This is a genomic window from Rhodococcus sp. SJ-3, from assembly GCF_051918125.1.
Lineage (GTDB): Bacteria > Actinomycetota > Actinomycetes > Mycobacteriales > Mycobacteriaceae > Rhodococcus.
Map to the genome: position 1 here is coordinate 4,691,390 of NZ_CM123306.1, position 20,624 is coordinate 4,712,013.

At 64.7% G+C, this 20,624-nt stretch carries 16 protein-coding genes; 5 read left to right on the forward strand and 11 right to left on the reverse strand.

All coding sequences use genetic code 11. From position 1 onward, the window contains the following. Positions 1 to 2 precede the first annotated feature (2 nt). The 8 genes from ACTDXD_RS21895 to ACTDXD_RS21930 form a co-directional block, all read right to left on the reverse strand. Complete coding sequence (locus ACTDXD_RS21895; RefSeq protein WP_440124316.1) at positions 3 to 1,436, reverse strand: aldehyde dehydrogenase family protein; 1,434 nt, start codon at positions 1,434 to 1,436, stop codon at positions 3 to 5. 88 nt (positions 1,437 to 1,524) lie between these two features. Then, a complete protein-coding gene (locus ACTDXD_RS21900; RefSeq protein ID WP_440124317.1) occupies positions 1,525 to 3,231 on the reverse strand; it encodes a thiamine pyrophosphate-binding protein in 1,707 nt (568 codons plus the stop codon). Continuing rightward, positions 3,221 to 4,141, reverse strand: a complete 921-nt coding sequence (locus ACTDXD_RS21905) for an SDR family NAD(P)-dependent oxidoreductase (RefSeq protein ID WP_440124318.1) — start codon at positions 4,139 to 4,141, stop codon at positions 3,221 to 3,223. The genes ACTDXD_RS21900 and ACTDXD_RS21905 overlap by 11 nt, the downstream gene beginning before the upstream one ends. Next, positions 4,138 to 5,964, reverse strand: coding sequence for a flavin-containing monooxygenase (locus tag ACTDXD_RS21910; RefSeq protein ID WP_440124319.1), 1,827 nt, complete (start codon positions 5,962 to 5,964; stop codon positions 4,138 to 4,140). The genes ACTDXD_RS21905 and ACTDXD_RS21910 overlap by 4 nt, the downstream gene beginning before the upstream one ends. A 30-nt stretch (positions 5,965 to 5,994) precedes the next feature. After that, on the reverse strand, positions 5,995 to 7,374 hold the full coding sequence (locus ACTDXD_RS21915) for an aromatic ring-hydroxylating oxygenase subunit alpha (protein ID WP_440124320.1): 1,380 nt from the start codon (positions 7,372 to 7,374) through the stop codon (positions 5,995 to 5,997). 27 nt (positions 7,375 to 7,401) lie between these two features. Beyond that, positions 7,402 to 8,247 carry an SDR family NAD(P)-dependent oxidoreductase gene (locus ACTDXD_RS21920; protein WP_440124321.1) on the reverse strand — a complete coding sequence of 282 codons (846 nt, stop codon included), beginning with the start codon at positions 8,245 to 8,247 and terminating at the stop codon, positions 7,402 to 7,404. Positions 8,248 to 8,254: 7 nt separating this feature from the next. Beyond that, positions 8,255 to 9,844 (reverse strand): SMP-30/gluconolactonase/LRE family protein, encoded by a 1,590-nt coding sequence (locus ACTDXD_RS21925; protein WP_440124322.1) that lies wholly within the window; start codon positions 9,842 to 9,844, stop codon positions 8,255 to 8,257. A gap of 377 nt (positions 9,845 to 10,221) precedes the next feature. Continuing rightward, the gene (locus ACTDXD_RS21930; protein WP_440124323.1) at positions 10,222 to 11,001 is read right to left on the reverse strand and encodes a FadR/GntR family transcriptional regulator; all 780 of its coding nucleotides are present in this window, start codon (positions 10,999 to 11,001) and stop codon (positions 10,222 to 10,224) included. 144 nt (positions 11,002 to 11,145) lie between these two features. On the opposite strand from ACTDXD_RS21930, the gene ACTDXD_RS21935 reads away from it, so the two are divergent. The 5 genes from ACTDXD_RS21935 to ACTDXD_RS21955 are packed head-to-tail and all read left to right on the forward strand — an operon-like array spanning position 11,146 to position 16,421. After that, positions 11,146 to 12,333: an acyl-CoA dehydrogenase family protein gene (locus tag ACTDXD_RS21935; protein WP_440124324.1), complete on the forward strand. Its 1,188-nt coding sequence runs from the start codon at positions 11,146 to 11,148 to the stop codon at positions 12,331 to 12,333. Continuing rightward, the gene (locus ACTDXD_RS21940) at positions 12,330 to 13,301 is read left to right on the forward strand and encodes an acyl-CoA dehydrogenase family protein (RefSeq protein WP_440124325.1); all 972 of its coding nucleotides are present in this window, start codon (positions 12,330 to 12,332) and stop codon (positions 13,299 to 13,301) included. Before ACTDXD_RS21935 ends, ACTDXD_RS21940 begins: the two co-directional genes overlap by 4 nt. Continuing rightward, a complete protein-coding gene (locus ACTDXD_RS21945) occupies positions 13,298 to 14,128 on the forward strand; it encodes an enoyl-CoA hydratase/isomerase family protein (protein WP_440124326.1) in 831 nt (276 codons plus the stop codon). The genes ACTDXD_RS21940 and ACTDXD_RS21945 overlap by 4 nt, the downstream gene beginning before the upstream one ends. 17 nt (positions 14,129 to 14,145) lie before the next feature. Then, a complete protein-coding gene (locus tag ACTDXD_RS21950) occupies positions 14,146 to 15,336 on the forward strand; it encodes an acyl-CoA dehydrogenase family protein (RefSeq protein ID WP_440124327.1) in 1,191 nt (396 codons plus the stop codon). Further along, on the forward strand, positions 15,333 to 16,421 hold the full coding sequence (locus ACTDXD_RS21955; protein ID WP_440124328.1) for an acyl-CoA dehydrogenase family protein: 1,089 nt from the start codon (positions 15,333 to 15,335) through the stop codon (positions 16,419 to 16,421). Before ACTDXD_RS21950 ends, ACTDXD_RS21955 begins: the two co-directional genes overlap by 4 nt. A gap of 73 nt (positions 16,422 to 16,494) precedes the next feature. Here the strand turns inward: ACTDXD_RS21955 and ACTDXD_RS21960 are convergent, their stop codons facing one another. From ACTDXD_RS21960 to acuI, 3 genes are read right to left on the reverse strand one after another with little or no spacing between them, the layout of a single operon-like run. Continuing rightward, positions 16,495 to 18,201: a class I adenylate-forming enzyme family protein gene (locus ACTDXD_RS21960; RefSeq protein ID WP_440124329.1), complete on the reverse strand. Its 1,707-nt coding sequence runs from the start codon at positions 18,199 to 18,201 to the stop codon at positions 16,495 to 16,497. A gap of 30 nt (positions 18,202 to 18,231) precedes the next feature. Continuing rightward, a complete protein-coding gene (locus ACTDXD_RS21965; RefSeq protein WP_440124330.1) occupies positions 18,232 to 19,428 on the reverse strand; it encodes a MaoC family dehydratase in 1,197 nt (398 codons plus the stop codon). An 11-nt stretch (positions 19,429 to 19,439) separates the two neighbouring features. Next, the gene (acuI, locus tag ACTDXD_RS21970) at positions 19,440 to 20,423 is read right to left on the reverse strand and encodes an acrylyl-CoA reductase (NADPH) (protein ID WP_440124331.1); all 984 of its coding nucleotides are present in this window, start codon (positions 20,421 to 20,423) and stop codon (positions 19,440 to 19,442) included. Between the last annotated feature and the right edge of the window lie 201 nt (positions 20,424 to 20,624).

Consider the following 20,624-nt stretch of genomic DNA (forward strand, 5'->3'; position numbering starts at 1 on the left):
GCCTAGCTGCCGTCCTCGGACGAGTAACCGAGAATGCCCTTGATCTCGAGGTAGTCGTCGAAACCGAACTCGCCCCACTCACGCCCGTTTCCGCTCTTCTTGTAGCCCCCGAAGGGTGCCTCGAAGTCGAACGCGTCATTGATCGCAATGTTTCCGGCGCGGATCCGTCGCGCTACATTGCGGGCCTGCTCGAGATCCGCACCCGCTACGAATCCGGCCAGTCCGTAGTCGGTGTCGTTGGCGATCTCGATAGCGTGGTCGATGCTGTCGTAGCCGAGAATCGCGAGGACCGGGCCGAAGATCTCCTCGCGGGCGATCGTCATGTCGTTCTTGACATCGGCGAAGACGGTGGGCTGCACGAAGTAGCCGGTGGTCAGGCCCTCGGGTCGCCCGACACCACCGGTCACGAGGTTCGCCCCCTCGTCGATGCCCTTCTGGATCAGACCCTGAACCTTCTCGAACTGGGCTTTCGACACGACGGGACCCATCGCGGCATCCCCGGCCGGGTCGCCCACGGTCACCTGCGATGCCGCCTCGCGCGCTGCGGCGATGGCTTCCTCCATGCGTTCCCCAGGGACCAGCATTCGCGAAGGAGCACTGCAGGTCTGGCCCGAGTTCATCATCATCGTTGCGACACCCTTGCCGACGTTCTCAGCGAGGTCGGCGTCGTCGAGGATGATGTTCGGGCCTTTTCCGCCCAGCTCCTGAGTGACTCGCTTGACCCCGGCAGCGGCATTGGCCGCGACGTCGATGCCCGCGCGCGTCGACCCGGTGAACGACACCATGTCGACATCGGGGTGCCCGGAGAGAGCGCGTCCGACACCGGGACCATCGCCCTGGACGAGGTTGAAGACACCCGCGGGAACGCCGGCCTCGTCGAGGATCTCGGCGAAGATCTGGCCGTTGAAGGGCGACTGCTCCGACGGCTTGAGCACCATCGTGCAGCCGGTGGCAAGTGCGGGGAACACCTTCACCGAGATGAGGCTGATCGGCCAGTTCCACGGCGTGATCAGGCCGCACACCCCGATGGGTTCCTTGACGACGAGGCTGCCGCCGCGCTGCTCCTCGAAGACGAAGTTCCTGAGCACCTCGATCGCGGTGGTGAGATGCCCGAGGCCGAGGTTCACTTGGAAACCGCTCGCCAGTGCGGCGGGTGCGCCCATTTCCTCGGTCAGAGCGGTAGCGATGTCGCCCATCCGACGCTGGTACACGTCGAGGATTTTCTCGAGCAGTGCGAGTCGCTCCTCGCGGCTGGTCGCCGACCACGCGGGGAAGGCGCGTCGCGCAGCGGCGACGGCCTTGTCGACGTCTGCCGACGACCCGAGCGACACCGTACCCGCGACCTCTTCGGTCGCCGGATTGATGACCTCGAAGGTGCTGGATTGGGCCGGATCGGTCCACTGTCCGTCGATGTAGAACTTCACATACTCACGCATGGCTACCCGGTTCTCTCGTCTGGTCCTGTACGAATGTCACTGCCGGCCTTCGGCGTGCTGTATCACTGCCGGCCTTCGGCGTGCTGTATCACTGTTGGCCTTCGGCGTACCAGGTGCGGAATTCGTCGTAGCTCGGCATTTCTTCCGAGTTCGCCTTGGGATCGACGGCGACGTGGATGACACCCGGCCTACCGCTCGCATATGCGCGTTTGATGGCAGGTGCGATGTCCTCGTCGCGCTCGACGTACTCGCCGTAGCAGCCGAAGCCTTCCGCAACCTTGTCGAGGCGGGTTTCCTTGCTCCAATGGACACCTGTCTCGAGCGAGTCGTGACCGAAGGTGCGCTTGTAGACACCGACTTCGAGGCCCCAGGCGTAGTCGACACCGACGACACAGACGAGGGGAAGACCCACCCGCGCGGCCGTCTCCAATTCGGCGATGTGGAACTGGAACGACGAGTCGCCGGTGATCAGCATCATCGGGCGCTTACCGCCGGCAGCGACACCGGCGCCGACAGCGTAGGGGAGACCGGTCCCGAGGTGCCCGAAGTTCTGGTTCCACATCACGTCGTGCGGCTTCGCCTGCGAGTACGTCCAGCCGAAGATCGTCGTCGCGCCACCGTCGCGGACCATGATGCCGTCTGCGGGAAACGCCTTCGTGGCCTCGACGATCAGGCGAGCCGGATGCACAGGCGACATCCCGGACGGTGCGGTCTCGGCGAGTTCGGCGAGCTGTTCGGCCTCCTGTTTGATCCAGCCCTCGAGTTCGGGGGTCGCGGTACGCGGAGAATCCTTCAGCGCGTCGACGAGCTGCGGGACGATCGCCCGCAGATCACCGACCAGCGGAACATCGATCGGGCGGTTGACGCCGATGGACGTCGGATCCTGCTCGATGAGGATCCAGTTGCGGTTTGCTTCGTTCGCGACCCAGTGCCGACCTCGTCCGAAGTGGACGGGCTCGCCGAGTTCGGTGCCGATGGCGAGGCACAGGTCGGAGTTGACGACGGCATCGATGGATGCTGCCGAGAAACCGTATGGGAAGGTGCGATCCTCGAGGCCTTCGATGAAGGACGTGCCGCCGGATGTCTGGATGACCGGGCATGCCATGAGGTCGGCAAGCTCCTTGACGGACGCGCCCGCTCGGGAGGTGTGCACGCCGTGGCCGATGAGGAGGACAGGTTGTCTTGCGGCCCCGATCAATTCGGCTGCCTTGGCGACCAGATCGGCTCCGGCGGTCTGGCCCACGAGGCGGTACTTCTCGGGCGGGAGAACGGGGGGAGCGTCGATCTCCTCGAGGATGACGTTCTGCGGGTACTCGATGTAGACCGGTCCGGGCGTGCCCGAGAGCGCCTTACGCAGGCCTTCGCGGATGATCTCGTCGGTCTGCTCGGGGTACTCGATGCTCGCGTGATACTTCACGGAGTTCTCGACGAGCGCCATCTGCTGGACGAATTGGATACGACCACGCCGAACGCGCTGTTCGGTGATACGGGCGCGCTGACCACCGAGGAAGATCACCGGAGAGTTCTCGACCTTGGCACACATGATCGCCCCGGAAAGATTCGCGAGACCGGGGCCGAGCGTACCGATACACACTGCGGCCTTGCCCGTCATGCGCGAGACGGCCTCCGCCATGAAACCGGCGGACTCCTCGTGATGGGGAGCCACCACATTCCAGCCGCGTTCCTCCGCGAGGCGGAACAGATGAACGAAGTTCGGATCCGGAATGCCGAAGAGCGTGTTGATTCCTTCGGCTTCGAAGAGATCCAGAATTCGTTCGTAGACCTTAACCGACATGTGTATTTCCCTCCGTGGCTATCGCAAAGCTTTTCGTGATGTGGTCGACGTGGCCTGACACGGCGGGCAGGATCCACGGGTCGCTGGTGTCGCGGATGACATCGATGTTCTCGGCGACCTCGTCGATCGACCAGGACGGTCGATACACGCCCGGGGTCTCGGCGATGTAGACCTTCGCGACGCGGCCCGCGATGGCAGCGAACATTTCGCCGGTCACCGAGCATGACTCGTGAGCGAGCCACCCGACGACAGGAGCCGCGAGTTCCGGACCCATCGGTGGGTAGGCAGAGGTATCGAGCCCCTCGGCCAATCTTGTCAGTGCCGCAGGAATGATCACGTTGGAGCGGACGCCGTGCTCTGCCCCTTCGATTGCCGCGACGTTCGACAGTCCGATCATCCCTGCTTTCGACGCCGCGTAGTTGGCGACATTGGCGTTGCCGTAGATTCCGCCTATCGACGAGGTGAGCACGATCCTGCCGTACCCGGCTTCACACATCAGCGGAAATCCGGGGCGGACAACGTGGAACGCGCCTCGCAAGTGGACATCGAGCACCGCATCGAAATCTTCGTACGACATCTCGGTCAGCGACGCGTAGCGATTGTTGCCCGCATTGTGGATGAGGATGTCGATGCGGCCGTAGTTGTCGCGTGCGGCCTGAATGATCGCCTTGCCACCGTGTGCGGTTGCGACGGACTCGACGCACGCAACCGCCTCGCCGCCGGCGGCCCGGATCTCCCGGACCACATTCTCGGCCGGACCGGCGTCGAGGTTTTCTCCGTTGATCGCGGCCCCGGAGTCGTTGACCACGACCTTCGCCCCGAGCGATGCGAGCAGCAGTGCGTAGTCGCGTCCCAGCCCTCGTCCGGCGCCGGTGACGACGGCGACGCGGTCGTCGAATCGGTATGTCACTTCTCGAGCACCAGCCCTTCCAGTTCGCCCGTGTCGCGCCACGCCTGGAGCAGGTCGCTCAGTTCGTAGAAACCGCCCCAGTAGGGCTCCCCCAGGAAGGATCGGCCGTTCGGTTCGCCCTCGCTGTTGTAGTAGCCGGGGGTGCATTCCGAGACGAATCGGCTGTTGTCGACCGTGTTGTCGCGGATGGTCTGGATCCAGGACTCTTCGGCTTCGGCCGTGGGTTCGACGCGCGTGGCTCCGCGGGTCAGCGCTTCTTTCACGATGTAGGAGATGTGATCGGCCTGCTGCTCGAACATCAAGGTGGTGGCCGCGGTCACGCCGCCCTGTACGAATCCCGTGGCGAAATGGTTGGGGAAGCCGTGCGCCATGATGCCGTGCAGCGTGCGGAAGCCCTTGCCCCAGTGGTCGTAGAGGGAGACACCGTCGTGGCCGGCGAACGGCTTGATGTCGAACTGGCGCTCGAGGGAGGTGGTGATCTCGAAACCGCTCGCGAAGATGATGCAGTCGAACTCGTGCTCGACACCCCCCACGATGATGCCCTTCTCGGTGATGCGTTCGACGCCTTGCGTGTCGGATACGTCGACGAGCGTGACGTTGGGCCGGTTGAACGTGGGCAGGTACTCGTCGTTGAACACCGGCCGCTTGCACATGTTGCGGTAATACGGTTTGAGTTTTTCTGCCGTCTCGGGGTCTTCGACGATCGATTCGACCCGCTGGCGCAGCCGTTCCATCGCCCGGTAGTCTTCGATCTCCTTGAGCTCCAAGAACTTCTCGGGGTCGGCGAGGGCGGCCCAGCCGTTCGTCTCGTTGAGCTTCGCGGCGAGGTTTCGGGACACCTCGGTCCAGCCGTCGCAGATGAGGTCCGGTTCGCCCGGGCTGTAGAACGCGAAAGCCGCATTGTGGAAGTTGCGCTGCCGCGCGTCGCGCCACCCGGGTTCGAGGGACTTCACCCATTCGGGATCGGTCGGATAGTTGGCGCGTTCGAAGATGTACGAGGGTGTGCGCTGGAAGACCGTCAGGTGCTGGGCGCCGCGTGCCAGGTGGGGGATCGCCTGGACCGCTGTCGAACCTGTTCCGATGATGGCAATCCGCTTGTCGCCGATCTTGTCCAGGCTGCCGTGGAGATCGCCGCCGGTGTAGTCGTAGTCCCAGCGGGCGGTGTGGAAGGTGTGTCCCTTGAAATCCGAGATACCGGGTATGCCGGGGAGTTTCGGCTTGTTGTAGGGGCCTTGGGCCATGATGATGAACCGGGCGCGGAGTTCGTCGCCGCGGTTCGTGCCGATGCGCCAGCGGTCGATCTCCTCGTCCCACTCGAGTGACTCGATCAGGGTGTGGAAGAGCGCATGATCGTAGAACCCGAACTGTTCACCGATGCGCTGAGCATGCTCGAAGCACTCGTCGCCTTTGGAGAATTTCTCCTTCGGCATGTATCCCGTCTCTTCGAGAAGCGGAAGATAGCAGTAGGCGTCCGAGTCGATCTGGATTCCCGGGTACCGATTCCAGTACCACACGCCCCCGAAGTCGCCGCCCAATTCGACGATTCGGAAGTCGGTGACACCTGCTTGCTGGAGTCGGTGTGCGGCAATGAGACCGCAGAATCCGCCCCCGAGGATCACCACGTCGATCTCGTCGGTGAGGGGTTCACGAGGCGTCACTGGGAGATGCGGATCCGCCGCGTAGAAATCATCGGACCCGTGGCCGGTCTCGATGTACTGCTGCTGGCCGTCGGAGCGAAGACGCTTGTCTCGCTCGAGAAGGTATTTCTGCCGTAAGGCTTCCTGGTCGACGTCGGGCGTCTGCGTAGGCGCGCAGTTCTGCATGTGAGTGTCCTCGGCTAAGGGGGGCCGGGTTCACGCGAGGTCGCGCGGAGCCCCGGTCCCCATGTAGGTGGCCAGATTGTGGTGGAGGCTGACGACGCTGCGTTCGCGGTACGGATTGGGGACCGGACCGGAGAAGCCTCGCGACTTCATGCCCTTCTGCACGGCGGCCATGTTGTCGAAGTCCTGCGGTAGCACGGTGCGCCAGTCGGGGTCGTCCTGCGGGGTGTACTCCCACTCCGTCTCGGGTTCCTCACCGGGTGGGAACAGTTCGAAGACAGCAGCTTCGAAGATGCACTTGTCGGGGTCAGAGCCGTACGGTCGCACGCGGTAGCACAGCATGTTGTTGGGGGCGTGCCCGATCTGGAAGTTCGGGAAGATCTGCCAGGCGGTGCCGGCTTTCGCGACGTCCTCGGGCGCGATGGTGGGCCATGTGACTCCGCGGGCTTCGTCATCGCGTCTCGCCGACTCGAGCCAGTGCCGCATCACCTGATCGGGGGGAGTGCCCTCGGGGAGTTCGTCGACGAGGCGACGCGCTGCCTGCACCAGGGTATTCGTCGTGTTGGTGTTGGCGTTCTCCCAGGTGAAGTTCTGCAGTTGCATTGTCGAGACTCGGGCGTCGGGTCCGGATCCGACACGGAGTTTGGCCTGGTTCTCGTCCATGCCCTTCGGGGCGTCGTATCCGATGTTGCTGTGCTTTCCCTGATTTCGGGCCCAGCCGAGGAACGCTCCGAAGTTCATGAACTCGGGGTGGGTGTACGGGACGTGGTAGGTCTCCATGAACGCTTCGAGCGCGACCTTCCAATTGCAGTCGAACACGAGCCACTTGCGCCACCGGTACCGCATGTTCTCGAGCTGGAACGGGTCGAGCAGCGACGCGGCCGGTTCCAGGTAGTCGCGCAGCGGCTCACAGTCGGGATCCATGTTGATCCAGATCCAACCGCCCCACGTGTCGACTCGGACGTCCTTCAGGCCACGTTTCTGTGCGGACAGGCACCCTCGCCAGTCCTGTTCTTCGGGAGCGAATGTGTTGTTGCCGTCGAGGTCGTACCGCCAGCCGTGGAATCCGCAGACGAACTGGCGCGCTTGCCCTCGCGCGTCGTGCGCGCCGGACGGAACATCGACGAGACTGCGCCCGCGGTGTGAACACACGTTGTGGTAGGCGCTGATCGTGTCGTCTGCGCTGCGGACCACGATGATCGAGTCATCGCAGATTTCGTAGGTGAGGAAATCACCGACGCGCGGAATTTCCTCGACGCGGCCGACCTGTTGCCATATCTTGGCCCACAGCTTGTCGCCTTCGGCTCTGGCGTACTCGTGCGAGAGGTACGCCTCCACGCCGATTGTCATCGGTTCGGAGAACGGTGCTGCCTCGGACGGGGTGTCTTTGATGTTGTCGACGGTGTCGGTCATGATTCCTCCTCGTGAAACCGGGCTGATTCAGCGAGTGATGGCGGCGCGGAAGGTCTCGTCCTTGAGGAAGAGAGACGTGTGATCCGGGCCCATGTGGGTCCATTTGAGGTTCAGGCCGCCGTCGACGAGCACCGTCTGACCCGTGATGTATGCGGACAGATCGGAGAGCAGGAAGAGAATCGCGCCGGCCTGTTCCTGCGGAGTACCTCGTCGGCCCATCGCGATGGCCTGCCGATCGCGGTCGGGGTCGGGGTCGACGTAGGCGCCGGAAGCGGGTGTCGCGGTGACGCCGGGTGCGATGGCGTTGACCCGGATATTGTCGGTGGCCAGCTCGACGGCCATGGTGCGGGTCGCTGCGACGAGGGCCGCCTTCGCGGTTCCGTACGCGATGTGGAACGGCGCGGTGTTCATGCCGCTGATCGACGAGATCGACACGATCGAGCCCGGCAGCGAGTTCGCCTTCAGCTCAGCCGCCACCGCCTGGCTCATGAAGAACATCGTTTCGAGGTTCTGCGTCATCAGTGTGCGCCAGTCCTCCCTCGTCACGCGGGTGGCCGGCATCCAGGTGGCAGGTGCTGCACCGCCGGCGACGTTCACGAGCCCGTACAGGCTGCCGTCGGTTCGGCGGACGGTGTCGAGAACTACGGCGATACCGTCGTCGGTCGATGCGTCGGCTGCGACGGGAACAACCGAAAGTCCCTCGGTAACAAGTGGTTCGATGTGCTTGTTGAGGTTCTCCTCGGAGCGGCTCACGGCGACGACGGTGGCTCCGGCCTGCGCGACCATCCTGGTCACCGAGGTACCGATGCCGCCGCCTGCAGCGCCCGAGACGATGACGATACGTCCGGTGAGATCGAGGAAATTGGTGCTCATCGGATGTTCACCTCCCTTCTCGGATCGCGAGGACGCTGCCTTCGGCGTCTGCGGAGATGTAGAGGGTGCCGTCGGGGCCCGCGGCGATCCCAGCGAAGGGTCCCTGCGGACCGGCAAACGGAATGAGGCCCTTCAGCGGCTTCGGGGTGACCCCTTCGGGTGCGCCGACGGGCAGATGTCGTGCGATGACCTGCTGGGCCTTGGTCTCCAGATCCACACTGATGAGCGTCTTGGCGTCGGCGTCGACGATGTAGAGCTTTCCGGCGCGTACCAGGATTCCCTGTGGCCGCTCGAGCCCGTCGACGAGGGTGTCGATGCCGGCGCTCGTCACCGCGATGATCCGTCCCGCTCCGGCTTCGGAGGCGAGAAGGGTGCCGTCCGAGGTGAATGCAAGCCCTGTCGGGTCCTGCAGACCCGACGCCAGCACCTCCGACCGCCCGGATGCGACTGAATGGATCTTGCCCGTGCCGATGTCGGCCACTGCGACGGTTCCGGTGGCGGACACTGCCACGCCGTAGGCCTGTTCGAGTCCGCCGAAGAGCAGTTCGCTCTCGGCGGCGGCAGGTCGGTACCGCGAGACCGTGGTATCGCCCGCGACGATGAATTCACCGTCGCCGACGGAGGTCACGCCGCGGATGTACCCGGGCCATCCGGGATAGAAGAGCATTGCGACGGTGCGAAGTTCGCCGCTCGGCTCGAGTGCGAGCAGAAAAGTGCCGTCGGCGACGTAGAGCGTGCCGTCCGTTCCCACGGTGAGATCGAGGGGCCAGGTGAGACCGTCTGCGAGCGCGGTCTTCGTCTCGCCGCCGCCGAGAACCTCGGTGATCTGGCCGGTGAAGCTCGACACGAACAGGCGGTCGCCGATGAAGGTGAGATTGTCGAGGCCCGAGCCGATGTCGGCCAGCACGGTGCTGTCGCCGGTGCGCGGGTCGATTCGGAGTACCTGTCCGGAGCCCACCTGCGGGGAGATGATGTAGCCCTCGGAGTCGAACTTCAATGCGACCGGAACACCGAGATCACCGGCGACGCGCTCGGGTTCGCCGCCGTCGGGATCGATGCGCCAGATGTCGTTGGTGCCGAGCGCCGGATAGTACAGCTTGCCGTCCGGGCCGACCTCGAGGGCGTTGGGCAATTGGAGACCCTCGACGAGCACTTTCGGTGCCCCGCCGTTGAGATCGATTTCCATGAGACGTCCGTCGGGGCGGCATTCGTCGACGAAGAGCCGGCCCTGGTGGAAGGTGATGCCGTTGACGCCGGGAAGGTCGTCGCGCAGGAGGCGAGTGCCTCCATCATTGCCCCGTACGCTGACTCGCCCGTCGTAGTACTCGGTGATGTAGAGCTCGCCGTCGGGATGGAAGGCCAGGTCGTCGGGGGCGACGATGTCGCTGCCCTTGGGGCTGATGGTCTCCACGACGCCGGTGTCGGGGTCGAACGCGCTGATCTGGCTTCCTGCCACCTGTGCGACGTAGATACGACCGTCTGCGCCGGCACGGATGCCGTTTGCGCCGAACAGGCGGCTCGGAGAAGTGAGTCGTGTGAGACTCCACCCTTCGGCGAGGTGTGTCGTGGGACCTGTGTAGCGCGACCCTTGCGTCAAGATAGGACTCCTCCTGTGTGAGAACGCCGATTCGTACTCAGCGAGAACGTCGTTCCGCAGTGTTCGAGAGGGAGTGACTCCGGTTTGCGGGTCCATGTCCGGTTCTCATGAGAATTTAGTGATGCAAGCCACTCCCGGGTGGTGTGTGGCAGTTAATCACGAACTGTCCAGCGCTACAAGTATTGTTATCCTTGCAATGATTGAGCTACGCTGGCCGGATGTGAAGAGAATCACGTTCTCGTGAGTGTGCGCCCGCGGGATGGAGCGGGCAAGAGGCGGTCTACAGCAGAACGGCCCGGGCTCGGTCATGAAAACCGGGCCGGGGCCGTTCTGCTGAGTCGTCGTCCGGGGGTGTCTCGGCGGCAGTTGATTCGGAATCAGTTACGTGGGCGCTGGCGCGCGGGAAATGTGTTGCGCGTCATCGCGGCTGACGCGTTGACAGTGGTGTCGCCGAAGCGGTCGAGTACGAGTGCCTGAGTGGCCGCGAGGTGGGAGCGGGCCAGTCGTTCGGCTTCGGCCACACGCCCGTCCGCGATTTCCTTGACGATGCGGCGGTGTGCGTGGACTGCGTCTTCGGCCTTGCCTTCGGACGGGTACTCGCCGCGGCGGGTGAGGGCCTCGGCCCAGGCTTCCTCCTGTGCAGACCACAGGGCGACATAACTGCGCACCGCGTAGCGAATCGTGGCGTTCGGTGTGAACGAGACGATCAGATCGTGGAACTCCCGGGCGGCCTGCGTGAATGCGACTCCGTCGCCGACGAGTTCGGCGGAGGTGTCGATGGATGCGTTGAGGGCAGGTACGACGACCTCCATGCGGTCCGGGCGTTTCGCGCACTCGGTGACGCACATCGGCTCGAGCAGTTGTAGACCGGCGGCGAGATCCTCGAGTGTGACCCGGCCGGCTTGCAGCGAGAGTCCGAGGTGGTATGCGGCGGAGAATTCGTCGGGGCGATGTACGTCGGCGCCGCCAACGTTGCCGCGGCGTACAGTGACGAGACCTTCGGTTTCCAGAATGCGGAGGGCTTCTCGTACCGAGGGATAGCTGACGCCGAAGTCCTTGACCAGTTGGTCCTGTGTCGGCAGACGGTAGTCATCATCGGAGAGAATGTGGTCGCGCAATTCGTCGGCAACGGTTTCGGCGATACGGCGCTGTGGCACTCGACCACGTCGCGGGGTCGTCAAGAATCTCGCCGTTCACGCATGGGTGCAGTCTAGCGACAGGGTGCCTTTTCCTCCAAGTATTGCGAGGTTTAAAAATGGCAAGCATTGCTATCCTTGTTAGGATTGACGTAATGTCCGGGCATGGACTTCACGATGGGTGGCGCCGCACCGGAACTCCGGAGCGAGTTGCGCCGGCTGGTGCACGAGCACGTCCCCCCACATTTCCTCGGAGCATTCACCGACGACCCGAGTGATCTCGATGCGGCGCAAGCATTCTGCCGCCTCCTCGCCGACAGTGGATTGCTGTGTATGACGTGGCCCGAGGAATTCGGTGGACGCGGTGCATCGATCTGGGAACAAACCGTGGTGCGAGAGGAAATGTGGGCCCACCACGAGCCCCGGGGAGCGCAGTACATGGGTGTCAACTGGGTGGGTCCCACGATCATGCGTCACGGCACGGCCGAGCAGCAGGACCTTCATCTTCCGCCCATCGCACGTGGCGAGGTGATCTGGTGTCAGGGATTCAGTGAACCGGAAGCCGGCTCCGATCTCGCGTCGTTGCGTACCGCCGCTCGGCGAGATGGCGACGGCTGGATAATCTCCGGGCAGAAGATCTGGACGTCCTACGCCACGATGGCGCAATGGTGCTTCCTGCTGGCCCGTACCTCCACCGACGGCCGGAAGCAGCAGGGGCTCACCGTCTTTCTCGTCCCGATGTCCGACCCGGCCATCGAGGTCCGCCCGATCCGGGCCATGCTGGGCCCGCACCATCTCAACGAAGTCTTCTTCGACGACCTCCGCGTCACCGACGCCGATGTGCTCGGTACCGTCGACGAGGGGTGGACGGTCGTGCAGGAAGTGCTCGCGTACGAGCGTGTCGGCATCGCCCGATACGCCCGCTGCGAACGTCTGTTGCAGGCCGCACCGTCGGTCCTCGGTGCGAGATGGGACGACCTGCCGGGCGAACTGAAGGCGCGCTGGGCACGAATGCTCACGCACTGCCGTCGCGCACGGTTGCTGGCGTACCGGGTGGTATCGATGCAGAGCGGAGGCGCCGTCCGGCCCGGCGACGCCGCGGCATACCGGATCGCGGTGACCACCCTCGATCAGGACAGCGCCGAGGTCCTCACCGAGATCGCCGCGTACGCCACACCACCGAGCGCCGACACCGACGAGTTCGGCACCGGCGAATTCGACACCGACACCGCCACGTGGTTCCGCCGCGCGGTCGAAGATCACTGGCGCTACTCACAGGCAGCCACGGTGGCCTCCGGCAGCATCGAGATGCAGCGGATTCTCTTGGCCCGATCCCTCCTGGCGGCATCATGAACACTGAACTGAGCAAAGAAGCAACCGAGTACGGGCGCGAAGCGCTCCGTGCTCTGGAAGCCGCGGGGGGCGACGATCTCGCCCAGCTGATCGAAAGCGATCCCGATCACCGCAAAACCACCGTCGAGCCGATACTCGGTGAACTCGGAGCCTGGGAACTCGATCCCCGCGGGGATGCGGACGAACTCGAAGCGGCGGCAGCGCTGTGCCGCAGCGTGGGATTCTGGGCGGTGCCCTACCCTGTGGCAGAAAGGCTCGCACGACCCGCCGACCTCGATGTCGACGGCCTGGTCGTAGTGGACGATGCCGACCCGAAAGCGCCCATCGCGTGCCTCGATCTGCGATGGGCCGCGGTGAGTGTCGACGGTCGGCGCAGCCTCGTGGACGCCCGTACACCGAGCACTCCGCCACGCATGTCGGCGTTCACCTCCCAGCTCGACCTCCGGCCGATCGACGACGACGGCGCGAAGGACCTGGCCCTCGCGTTGACACTTCCGTGCTGGACTCTCCTCGGAATGCTCGATCGGGCAATGGATCTGACCCGTTCGCACGTACTCCTGCGCGAACAATTCGGGGCGCCCCTCGCGACACTGCAGGGCGTCCAGTTCCAGCTCACGGAGGCGGAGGTGGAACGAACCGGACTCGACGTGCTCGCCAAGTACACGCTGTGGAGCATCCAGGCGGGCAACGACGAGGCACTCGACGACGCCCTCGCGCTCCGCTTGGCCGCCGTCGAAGCGGCACAGATCGTGTTCCGGGTCGCGCACCAACTGCACGGAGCGAGCGGATTCTGCGACGAAACCACGGTGTCCTGGATCTCGCGATACAGCATTCCGTTGCGACGAATCCCGTGGGGCCCGTCCGGAACCGTCGACGCACTGGCCAAGCGGATCGATCGGCGGGGGCTCACCGGCCTGTTCTCCGAAACTCCCGAGCAGGCGACGGCTCCCGAGAAGGCGATGCTGTGAAGTACGAACTCCCGGACGCACTCACCGTCGAATCCGAAGGCGCTGTCCGCATCGTGACGATCAACCGGCCCGAGGAGCTCAACGCCGTCGACAAGGACCTGCACTGGGCGCTTGCGCACGTGTGGCGTCAGCTCGCCGCCGACACCGACGCTGCCGTGGTGATCCTCACCGGGGCCGGCCGTGCCTTCAGCGCCGGTGGCGACCTCGACTGGATCGTCTCGTTCCTCGACGATCCCGTCGCGCGCGATGAGAGCGTCCGGGAAGGCGCCGAGATCATCGACGAGATGCTCCGCTTCCCGCTGCCCGTGATCGCGGCCGTCAACGGACCCGCGGTGGGTCTCGGCTGTAGCGTCGCGGTGCTCTCCGACGTGGTCCTCATGTCGGACAAGGCGTACTTGGCCGATCCGCATGTCGCAGTAGGGCTCGTCGCGGGTGACGGGGGCGCGGCCTTCTGGCCGCTGCTCACCCCCATCCTGCGCTCGCGGGAGTACCTCTACACCGGCGACAGGATCCCGGCGACGACGGCTGTCGAACTCGGCCTGGCTTCGCGCGTCACCGCACCCGAAGACCTGTTGTCCGAGGCGCGACGCCTCGCCGAACGCCTCGCGGCGCAACCCGCACATGCGTTGCGCAGTACCAAACGTGTGGTCAATATGTATCTGTCCCAAGCGCTCGCCGGTCCGCTGCAGGCCGGTTTCGCGGCGGAGATAGCAACCATGCAGTCCGCAGAGCATCGGGACCGATTGCTCGCTCTCCGGGAGAATGCAGTCAACCAGGAGAGTGCGGTGAGGAAGTCTAGGCCGAGGGAGAAGGAAGAAGCGCGATGAGTGCCGGGACGACAAGCGTGGGAGCGTCTACACTCGAGGACTTCCGGACCTCGGTCCGCGGCTGGTGCCGCGACCATATCCCCGCAGACTGGCGTCGGGCCCAAACCGATGTCTCCGACGACGAATTCGTCCGATTTCAGAAAGCCTGGTTCCAGGAACTGCGCGGAGCGGGCTTTGCCGTGCCGCACTGGCCGGGGGAATGGGGAGGCGGCATGTCCGTCGCGGAACAGGTCGTGCTGTACCAGGAACTGGCAGCCCACGACGCACCCCGACTGGTTCTGCCCTTCGTCTCGATCCACCATGCCGCATCGACGCTTCTCGCCGCCGGCACCGACGAACAACGGAACCGTCATCTCCCTGCGATCCTCGACGGCGAGATCTGGTGCCAAGGCTTCTCCGAGCCCGGCGCGGGATCCGACATGGCGGCACTCGCGACCAGCGCCCGCAAGGACGGCGACGTCTACATCGTCAACGGCCAGAAACTGTGGGCCAGCGGCGCGTTGTACGCCGATCGGTGCCTGCTGCTGGCCCGCACCGATCCCGACGCCCCGAAACGCAAGGGCATCTCGTACTTCCTGATGGACATGCGTACCCCCGGAGTCGAGGTACGTCCGATCAAGCAAGCGACCGGCGAATCGCACTTCTGCGAAATATTCCTCAACGATGTCGCCATTCCTGCGACGAACCTTGTCGGACCCGAGAACGAAGGATGGCGGGTCGCGCAGGAAACACTCGGAGCCGAGCGCGGCATGACCATGCTCGAACTCACCGAACGACTGAGTCACGGCGGGTTCCGCCTGCTCGTCGACCTGTGCACCCGGCCGGGCCCCGACGGGACGGTCCCACTCGGCGACACCCGCGTCGCAGACAGGCTCGCCACACTCGAGATCGAACTCACGGGGCTGCGCGCATTGGTGTCGGATTTCGTCGCCGCCGGCCGGCCAGGGCCGGCCGACGCATCGATCGTCAAGCTCTACTACAGCGAACTGCTCCAGCGCATGACCGATTTCGGCACAGAGATCGCGGGTCTCGCCGCGCACACCGATCTACGAAAACCTCAGTCCAGCGGGTGGGAATCAGGGGCATGGATGCTCGATTTCATCGGCTCGTGGGAGTGGACGATCCCGGGCGGAACCAGCGAAATCCAACGCACCATCATCGGGGAACGTGGCCTCGGTCTGCCCCGCGAGCCGACAGGACAGCGATGACCGACTCACTCCCAGACCTGTCCGAGTTCCACGACGAACTACGATCCGTCGCGCGAGATCTTTTGTCACGATCAGGCCACGACGCGCCGGTCGACTGGGCGTCGATCAGCACGTCCGGATGGCTCGGCCTCGAAGTTCCGGGCGAATTCGACGGTGCCGACGCCACTTTCGCCGAGGTAGCCGTGATCCTCCGGGAGATCGGCCGCGCCGCCGCACGCGGACCCTATCCGTCCGTCGCGTCGCTCGCGGTGGCAGCACTCGAGCGTCTCGAAGCTGGACATGATCGTGACCGCCTTCTCCGCGACACCGTCTCGGGAAGCGCTGTTCCGGTATTCGTCCTCGGCGGTGAATCTGCAGGCCGGACCCAGTTCCAAGTGGAGGTGGTGCCGCAGGGAGCGATACTCCGGGGCGCGGCGGCGTTCGTGCTCGACGCTCCCGACGCAGACCGGCTACTCGTACCGGCGCAAGAACCCGATGGCACGATCGTCGTCGTCGATGTCGATCCGCGGGCGCTCGGACTCGTGGTGACCGGACAGCCGGTCGTGGACGCGACACGCAGTTTCGGGACCGTACTCGCCGAGGGCGTGACGATCCCGCCGGAATCGGTGTGGCGATTCCACGATGATCCCCCGGAGGCGCTGCGACGATTGCACGACTGTGCCCTTGTGGCCGTGGCCTGTGACAGTCTCGGTTCGAGCGAGGCGATGCTCGACGCTACCGTTTCCTACGCCGGGATACGCGAGCAGTTCGGACGCAAGATCGGCTCGTTCCAGGCGGTCAAGCACGCCTGCGCCGACATGCTCGTCCAGGTGACGGTGGCCCGAACACTGGTCGACGCCGCAGTGCGCAGCCTGGTGTCCGGAGACCCGGAAACGACGACTGCGGCCGCGATGGCCAAAGCCTACAGCTGTGCGGCGGCCGTCGAGGTTTCCGGTAAGGCCATGCAGTTGCACGGTGGAATGGGCTACACGTGGGAGAGCGGCCTCCACGTGTATCTCAAGCGCGCGACGCTGAACCGCTCGTTGTTCGGTTCACCTGCGCTGCACCGGGCGTACCTCGCGCAGCGCTATCGACCCGCCTCCTGAGGCCGAAGGCGAAGCGAGAGGTCCTGCACACACTCGAAGCGTGTGCAGGACCTCTCGCTCTGGTGGCGGTCGGTTATTTCCGGAGACGCTTGATGGCGAGCTCCTTGATGTCGCTCGACTTGATCTTCGCGGTGCCGGTGAGGCTGATCTCCTCGTTGTCGAAGAACAGCACCTCCCGCGGAACCTTGTAGCTGGCAAGCCGCTCGCGTAGATATCCACGGACCCTGTCGACATCGAGGTCGGCTCCAGCGTGCGCCACAATGCACGAGACGACGACCTCCCCGAGCGTGTCGTGGGGGACACCGACCGTGCGTGCCACCTTGACTCCGGGGCACGCGATGAGCGCTTCGTCGACCTCGAGGGGAGACACGTTCGCGCCGCCGGTCTTGATGATGTCGGTGAGGCGTCCTTCCCAGTAGAGTCGCCCGGTGTCGTCGACGTAGCCGCCGTCGCCGGTGTGGAAGAACCCGTGGTCGTCGACCGTCTCACTGAGGGGAGTGCCGACGTACCCGAGCATCAACGTCGGTCCCTTGACGCAGATCTCGCCTCGCTCTCCTCGGGGAACGACAGCGCCGGTCAAGGCATCGACGATCCGGATCGTCACCCCGGGCAACGGCTTTCCGCTGCTGCCCGCGATCACATCGGACGGGGTATTGGCGGGGTAGCACGTACTGATCGTGAAGGTTTCGGTATTGCCGTACGCGTGACCCGGCTCGTACCACTCGTCGGTCACCGTGGGATGACGTGCTACCGGGGTGTTGTAGTCGACGTAGCGAAGGCTACTCAGATCCGCCTTGCCCCAGTTCGGGGCACCGACGAGCTGCGCCCACTGGTGCGGCCAGGCGAAGGGGAAGTTCACCCGTTCTCTCTCGATGAGCTCGAGGGCTTCGCCCGGATCGAAGGTCGGTTGCAGGACGAGTGACCCACCACTGGCGAGGGTATTGCCGAGGGCCATCGCGAAATTCCCCGACCAGAAGTAACCGTTCGCCGTCCAGCACCGAATGTTCAGCTCGGGCGAGAATCCGTACATGCGCCGGAATCGCCACATCTGAATGGACACTCCGCGATGCGCGCTCAGAATGCCCTTCGGCTTGCTGGTCGAACCGGAGGAGAAGAACAGCACGGCCACGTCGCTGGGCTGTACCGCCGCGGCGGACGCCTCGACGAGCTCGCGGGGCTGCGATTCGCCGTGGGTGAGGAACTCGTCCCACGACTCGATCGATTCGCCTTCGGCCTTCTTCCCGACCATCGCGACGTGACGGAGGAACGGGAACTTCGCCGACTGCACCTCGCCGGGCCCGGTCGCCCCGATCCGGGGGTCCAGATCGGTCAGGGCCGCGGCGAAGTCCGTCTTCAGAACGTTGCGTTCGAACAGCAGAATCTCCACACCCGAGGTCTCGAGCATGTACTCGAGCTCCGACGGGGTCGAGAACGTGCTGAGCGTGACTGCGACGCCTCCGGCGAGGGAGGCACCGAACACCGCCGTGATCCACTCGGGGCGGTTCGTCATCAGCACGCCCACGCGCCCGTCCTTCGCGAGGCCGAGTCCCCGCAGTGCGCGCGCGACGTCGATTGCCCGCTCCCACAGTTCGGAGTAGGTCCATCGGGTGACGCCGTCGGCGCCGTGCATCACAAGCGCTTCGCGATCGCCATACAGTTCGGTCACCTCGCGCAGGAAACCGGGCAGGGTGAGGGCTCCGAGCCCCGGTTCGTCGCTCAGCGGTGGGCCCGACACGATCGAAACAGAGTCCACCGCTTCTGCCTTCGTCTCAGTACTCATGGATGACTTCCTGTTGTCTGTGCGGTGCCGCTACAGCGGCAGCTCGACCTCGGCAAGGGAGGACACGAGGACGGTGCCGTCCTGGTTCGTCAGCCGGAGCTTGACCTGGACGAGTGGAACGCCCCAGGTCGACATGGGCTCCTTGTCGACGATCTCGGCGTCGAAGTACGTGACATCGCCTTCGAAGGCAGGCCCGCGGAAGTCCGATTTGATGTGGCGTACCATTCCGTCGAGGCCGGCCCAGTTCGCAAGGAAGTCGGTGCACCAGGCGCCCATCGTCGCGCCGTATCCGTAGGCGCGTGCCATGCCGACTTCGCCGGCCTTGTCCTCGTCGATGTGTCCGCGGGACGGGCCGACGTAGAGGCCGTCGCGCTTGCGCGGATCGATCTTGGCGCCTTCTTCGTCGAAGCCGAAACCTTCGACCCAGCCCGGATCCTGGTAGACCCACGGATCTTCGATGCCCTCGGGTGCCACCCACCCGAACGTGCCCCAGATGTTGAAGAGGAACGCGCGGTATTCGGTGGTGAAGGACGCGATGGTGTGGGGTCCGAGGACCCGTCGCGGCAGTGTGTCGCCGACCTTGACCTCGTCGAACCGCGGTGAGATTCCGGACCGCGTGGTCAGGAGCCATTCGTAGCGCAGATTCTCGATCTCGAGCAGCTCGGCGCCCGTCCACTTCTTCTTCTCGCCGAGCTGGTTCTCGTACATCCCGCGCTTGGTGGCCTCTGCGGACAGATACCGGATGGCGGTGGAACGCTCCTTGGCGACGAGGACACCGTTCTGATTCTTGTGGACGGTATCGCCGCGCGAGAACATGGTGGGTCCGGCGAACTTCGTCTCGGCCACCTTGTAGTCGTGGAAGCGCCGCTCCTGGAAGAGCTTGTCGCCCGGGCGGACCGGGCAGCCGTAGAACCACCATTCCTCGCCGCCGAAGATGAGATGGCTCTCGGGGATGCGCCCCACACACGCCGGTGCGGCGCCGTGGCCGTAGTCCAATGCGACGGCGATCGACTGCGGGGCGATGATTCCGCCGTATCGCGAGTTGCGAGCAAACTCATGATCCCAGTGGATCGGATTGGGATTGTCCATCGCCATCACCCACCGGCGGATGTCGGAGGTGCTGCACGGATCCCACAGCTGCCCGCCACCGATGGGTTTTCCGACTCGATGATCGACGTCGGACAGGTCGAGTTCGACAGGGCTGGTGTTCTCGGACTTCTTTGTCACTGGTGCTCCTGTTATCGATTGACGTCGACGACGATGCGGCCGCGCACCGTGCCGTCCATGAGCCGGTCCGCCGCGGTGATCGCCTCCTCCAGCGACACCTCCTGGGTGATCGTGTCGAGCGTGTTCGCCTCGAGATCGCGGGACAGGCGTGCCCACGCGGTGAGACGCCGTTCGCGCGGTGCCATCACGCTGTCGATCCCGAGCAGAGATACCCCGCGAAGGATGAAGGGCGCCACCGAGGCCGGGAAATCCATGCCCTGTGCCAGTCCACACGCGGCTACTGCGCCGCCGTAGCGGGTCTGTGCGCACGCATTGGCAAGAGTATGGCTGCCTGCTGTATCGATGACGCCGGCCCACCGCTCCTTCTGCATGGGCTTTCCGGCCGAGGAGAGTTCGGCGCGGTCGATGACGACGTCGGCGCCCAGCTGTTGCAGGTATTCGGCCTCGGCCGGCTTTCCGGTCGCAGCGGCCACGGTGAACCCGGCCTTCGTCAACAGAGCGATCGCGACACTGCCGACACCACCCGTTGCGCCGGTGACCAGGATTTCGCCTTGATCGGGGGCCACGCCGAAGTTCACCAGAGCATCTACGCACAGGCTCGCCGTGTACCCGGCCGTGCCGATCGCCATCGCCTGGCGGGCAGTGAATGCCTCGGGCAGGGGGATCAACCAGTCGCCCTTCAGTCGTGCCTTCTGGGCGAATCCGCCCCAGTGGGTCTCGCCGACGCCCCAGCCGTTGAGGACGACCCGGTCGCCCGCCTTCCACTCCGGGTTCGAGCTGTCGGAGACGACGCCGGCGACATCGATACCGGGAACCATCGGAAATTTCCGCACCACAGGAGATTTGCCGGTGATGGCCAGCGCATCCTTGAAATTCAGTGTGGAATACTCCACGTCGACGGTCACGTCCCCTTCGGGCAGCGCCGATTCTTCAATGCTTGTGCGCGTCACCGTCTGACCGGTTTCGCCCTTCTCGATCACTACTGCCGAAAACATCAGAAACCGAATTCCTTCCTCAAGCCCACCCGGGCACGTACGGAGGTTGCGCTCGGTTCGCACGCTACTTCAATCATTACAAGGATGGCAATACTTGAATGTTGGCGTGGGAATGGTGATACTTCCTGTGATCGTCGTCACGCCCAGATGTCTCGATTGTCCGGGCTGTCGATCGCTGTACGCCATATCCGTTGCCGTACC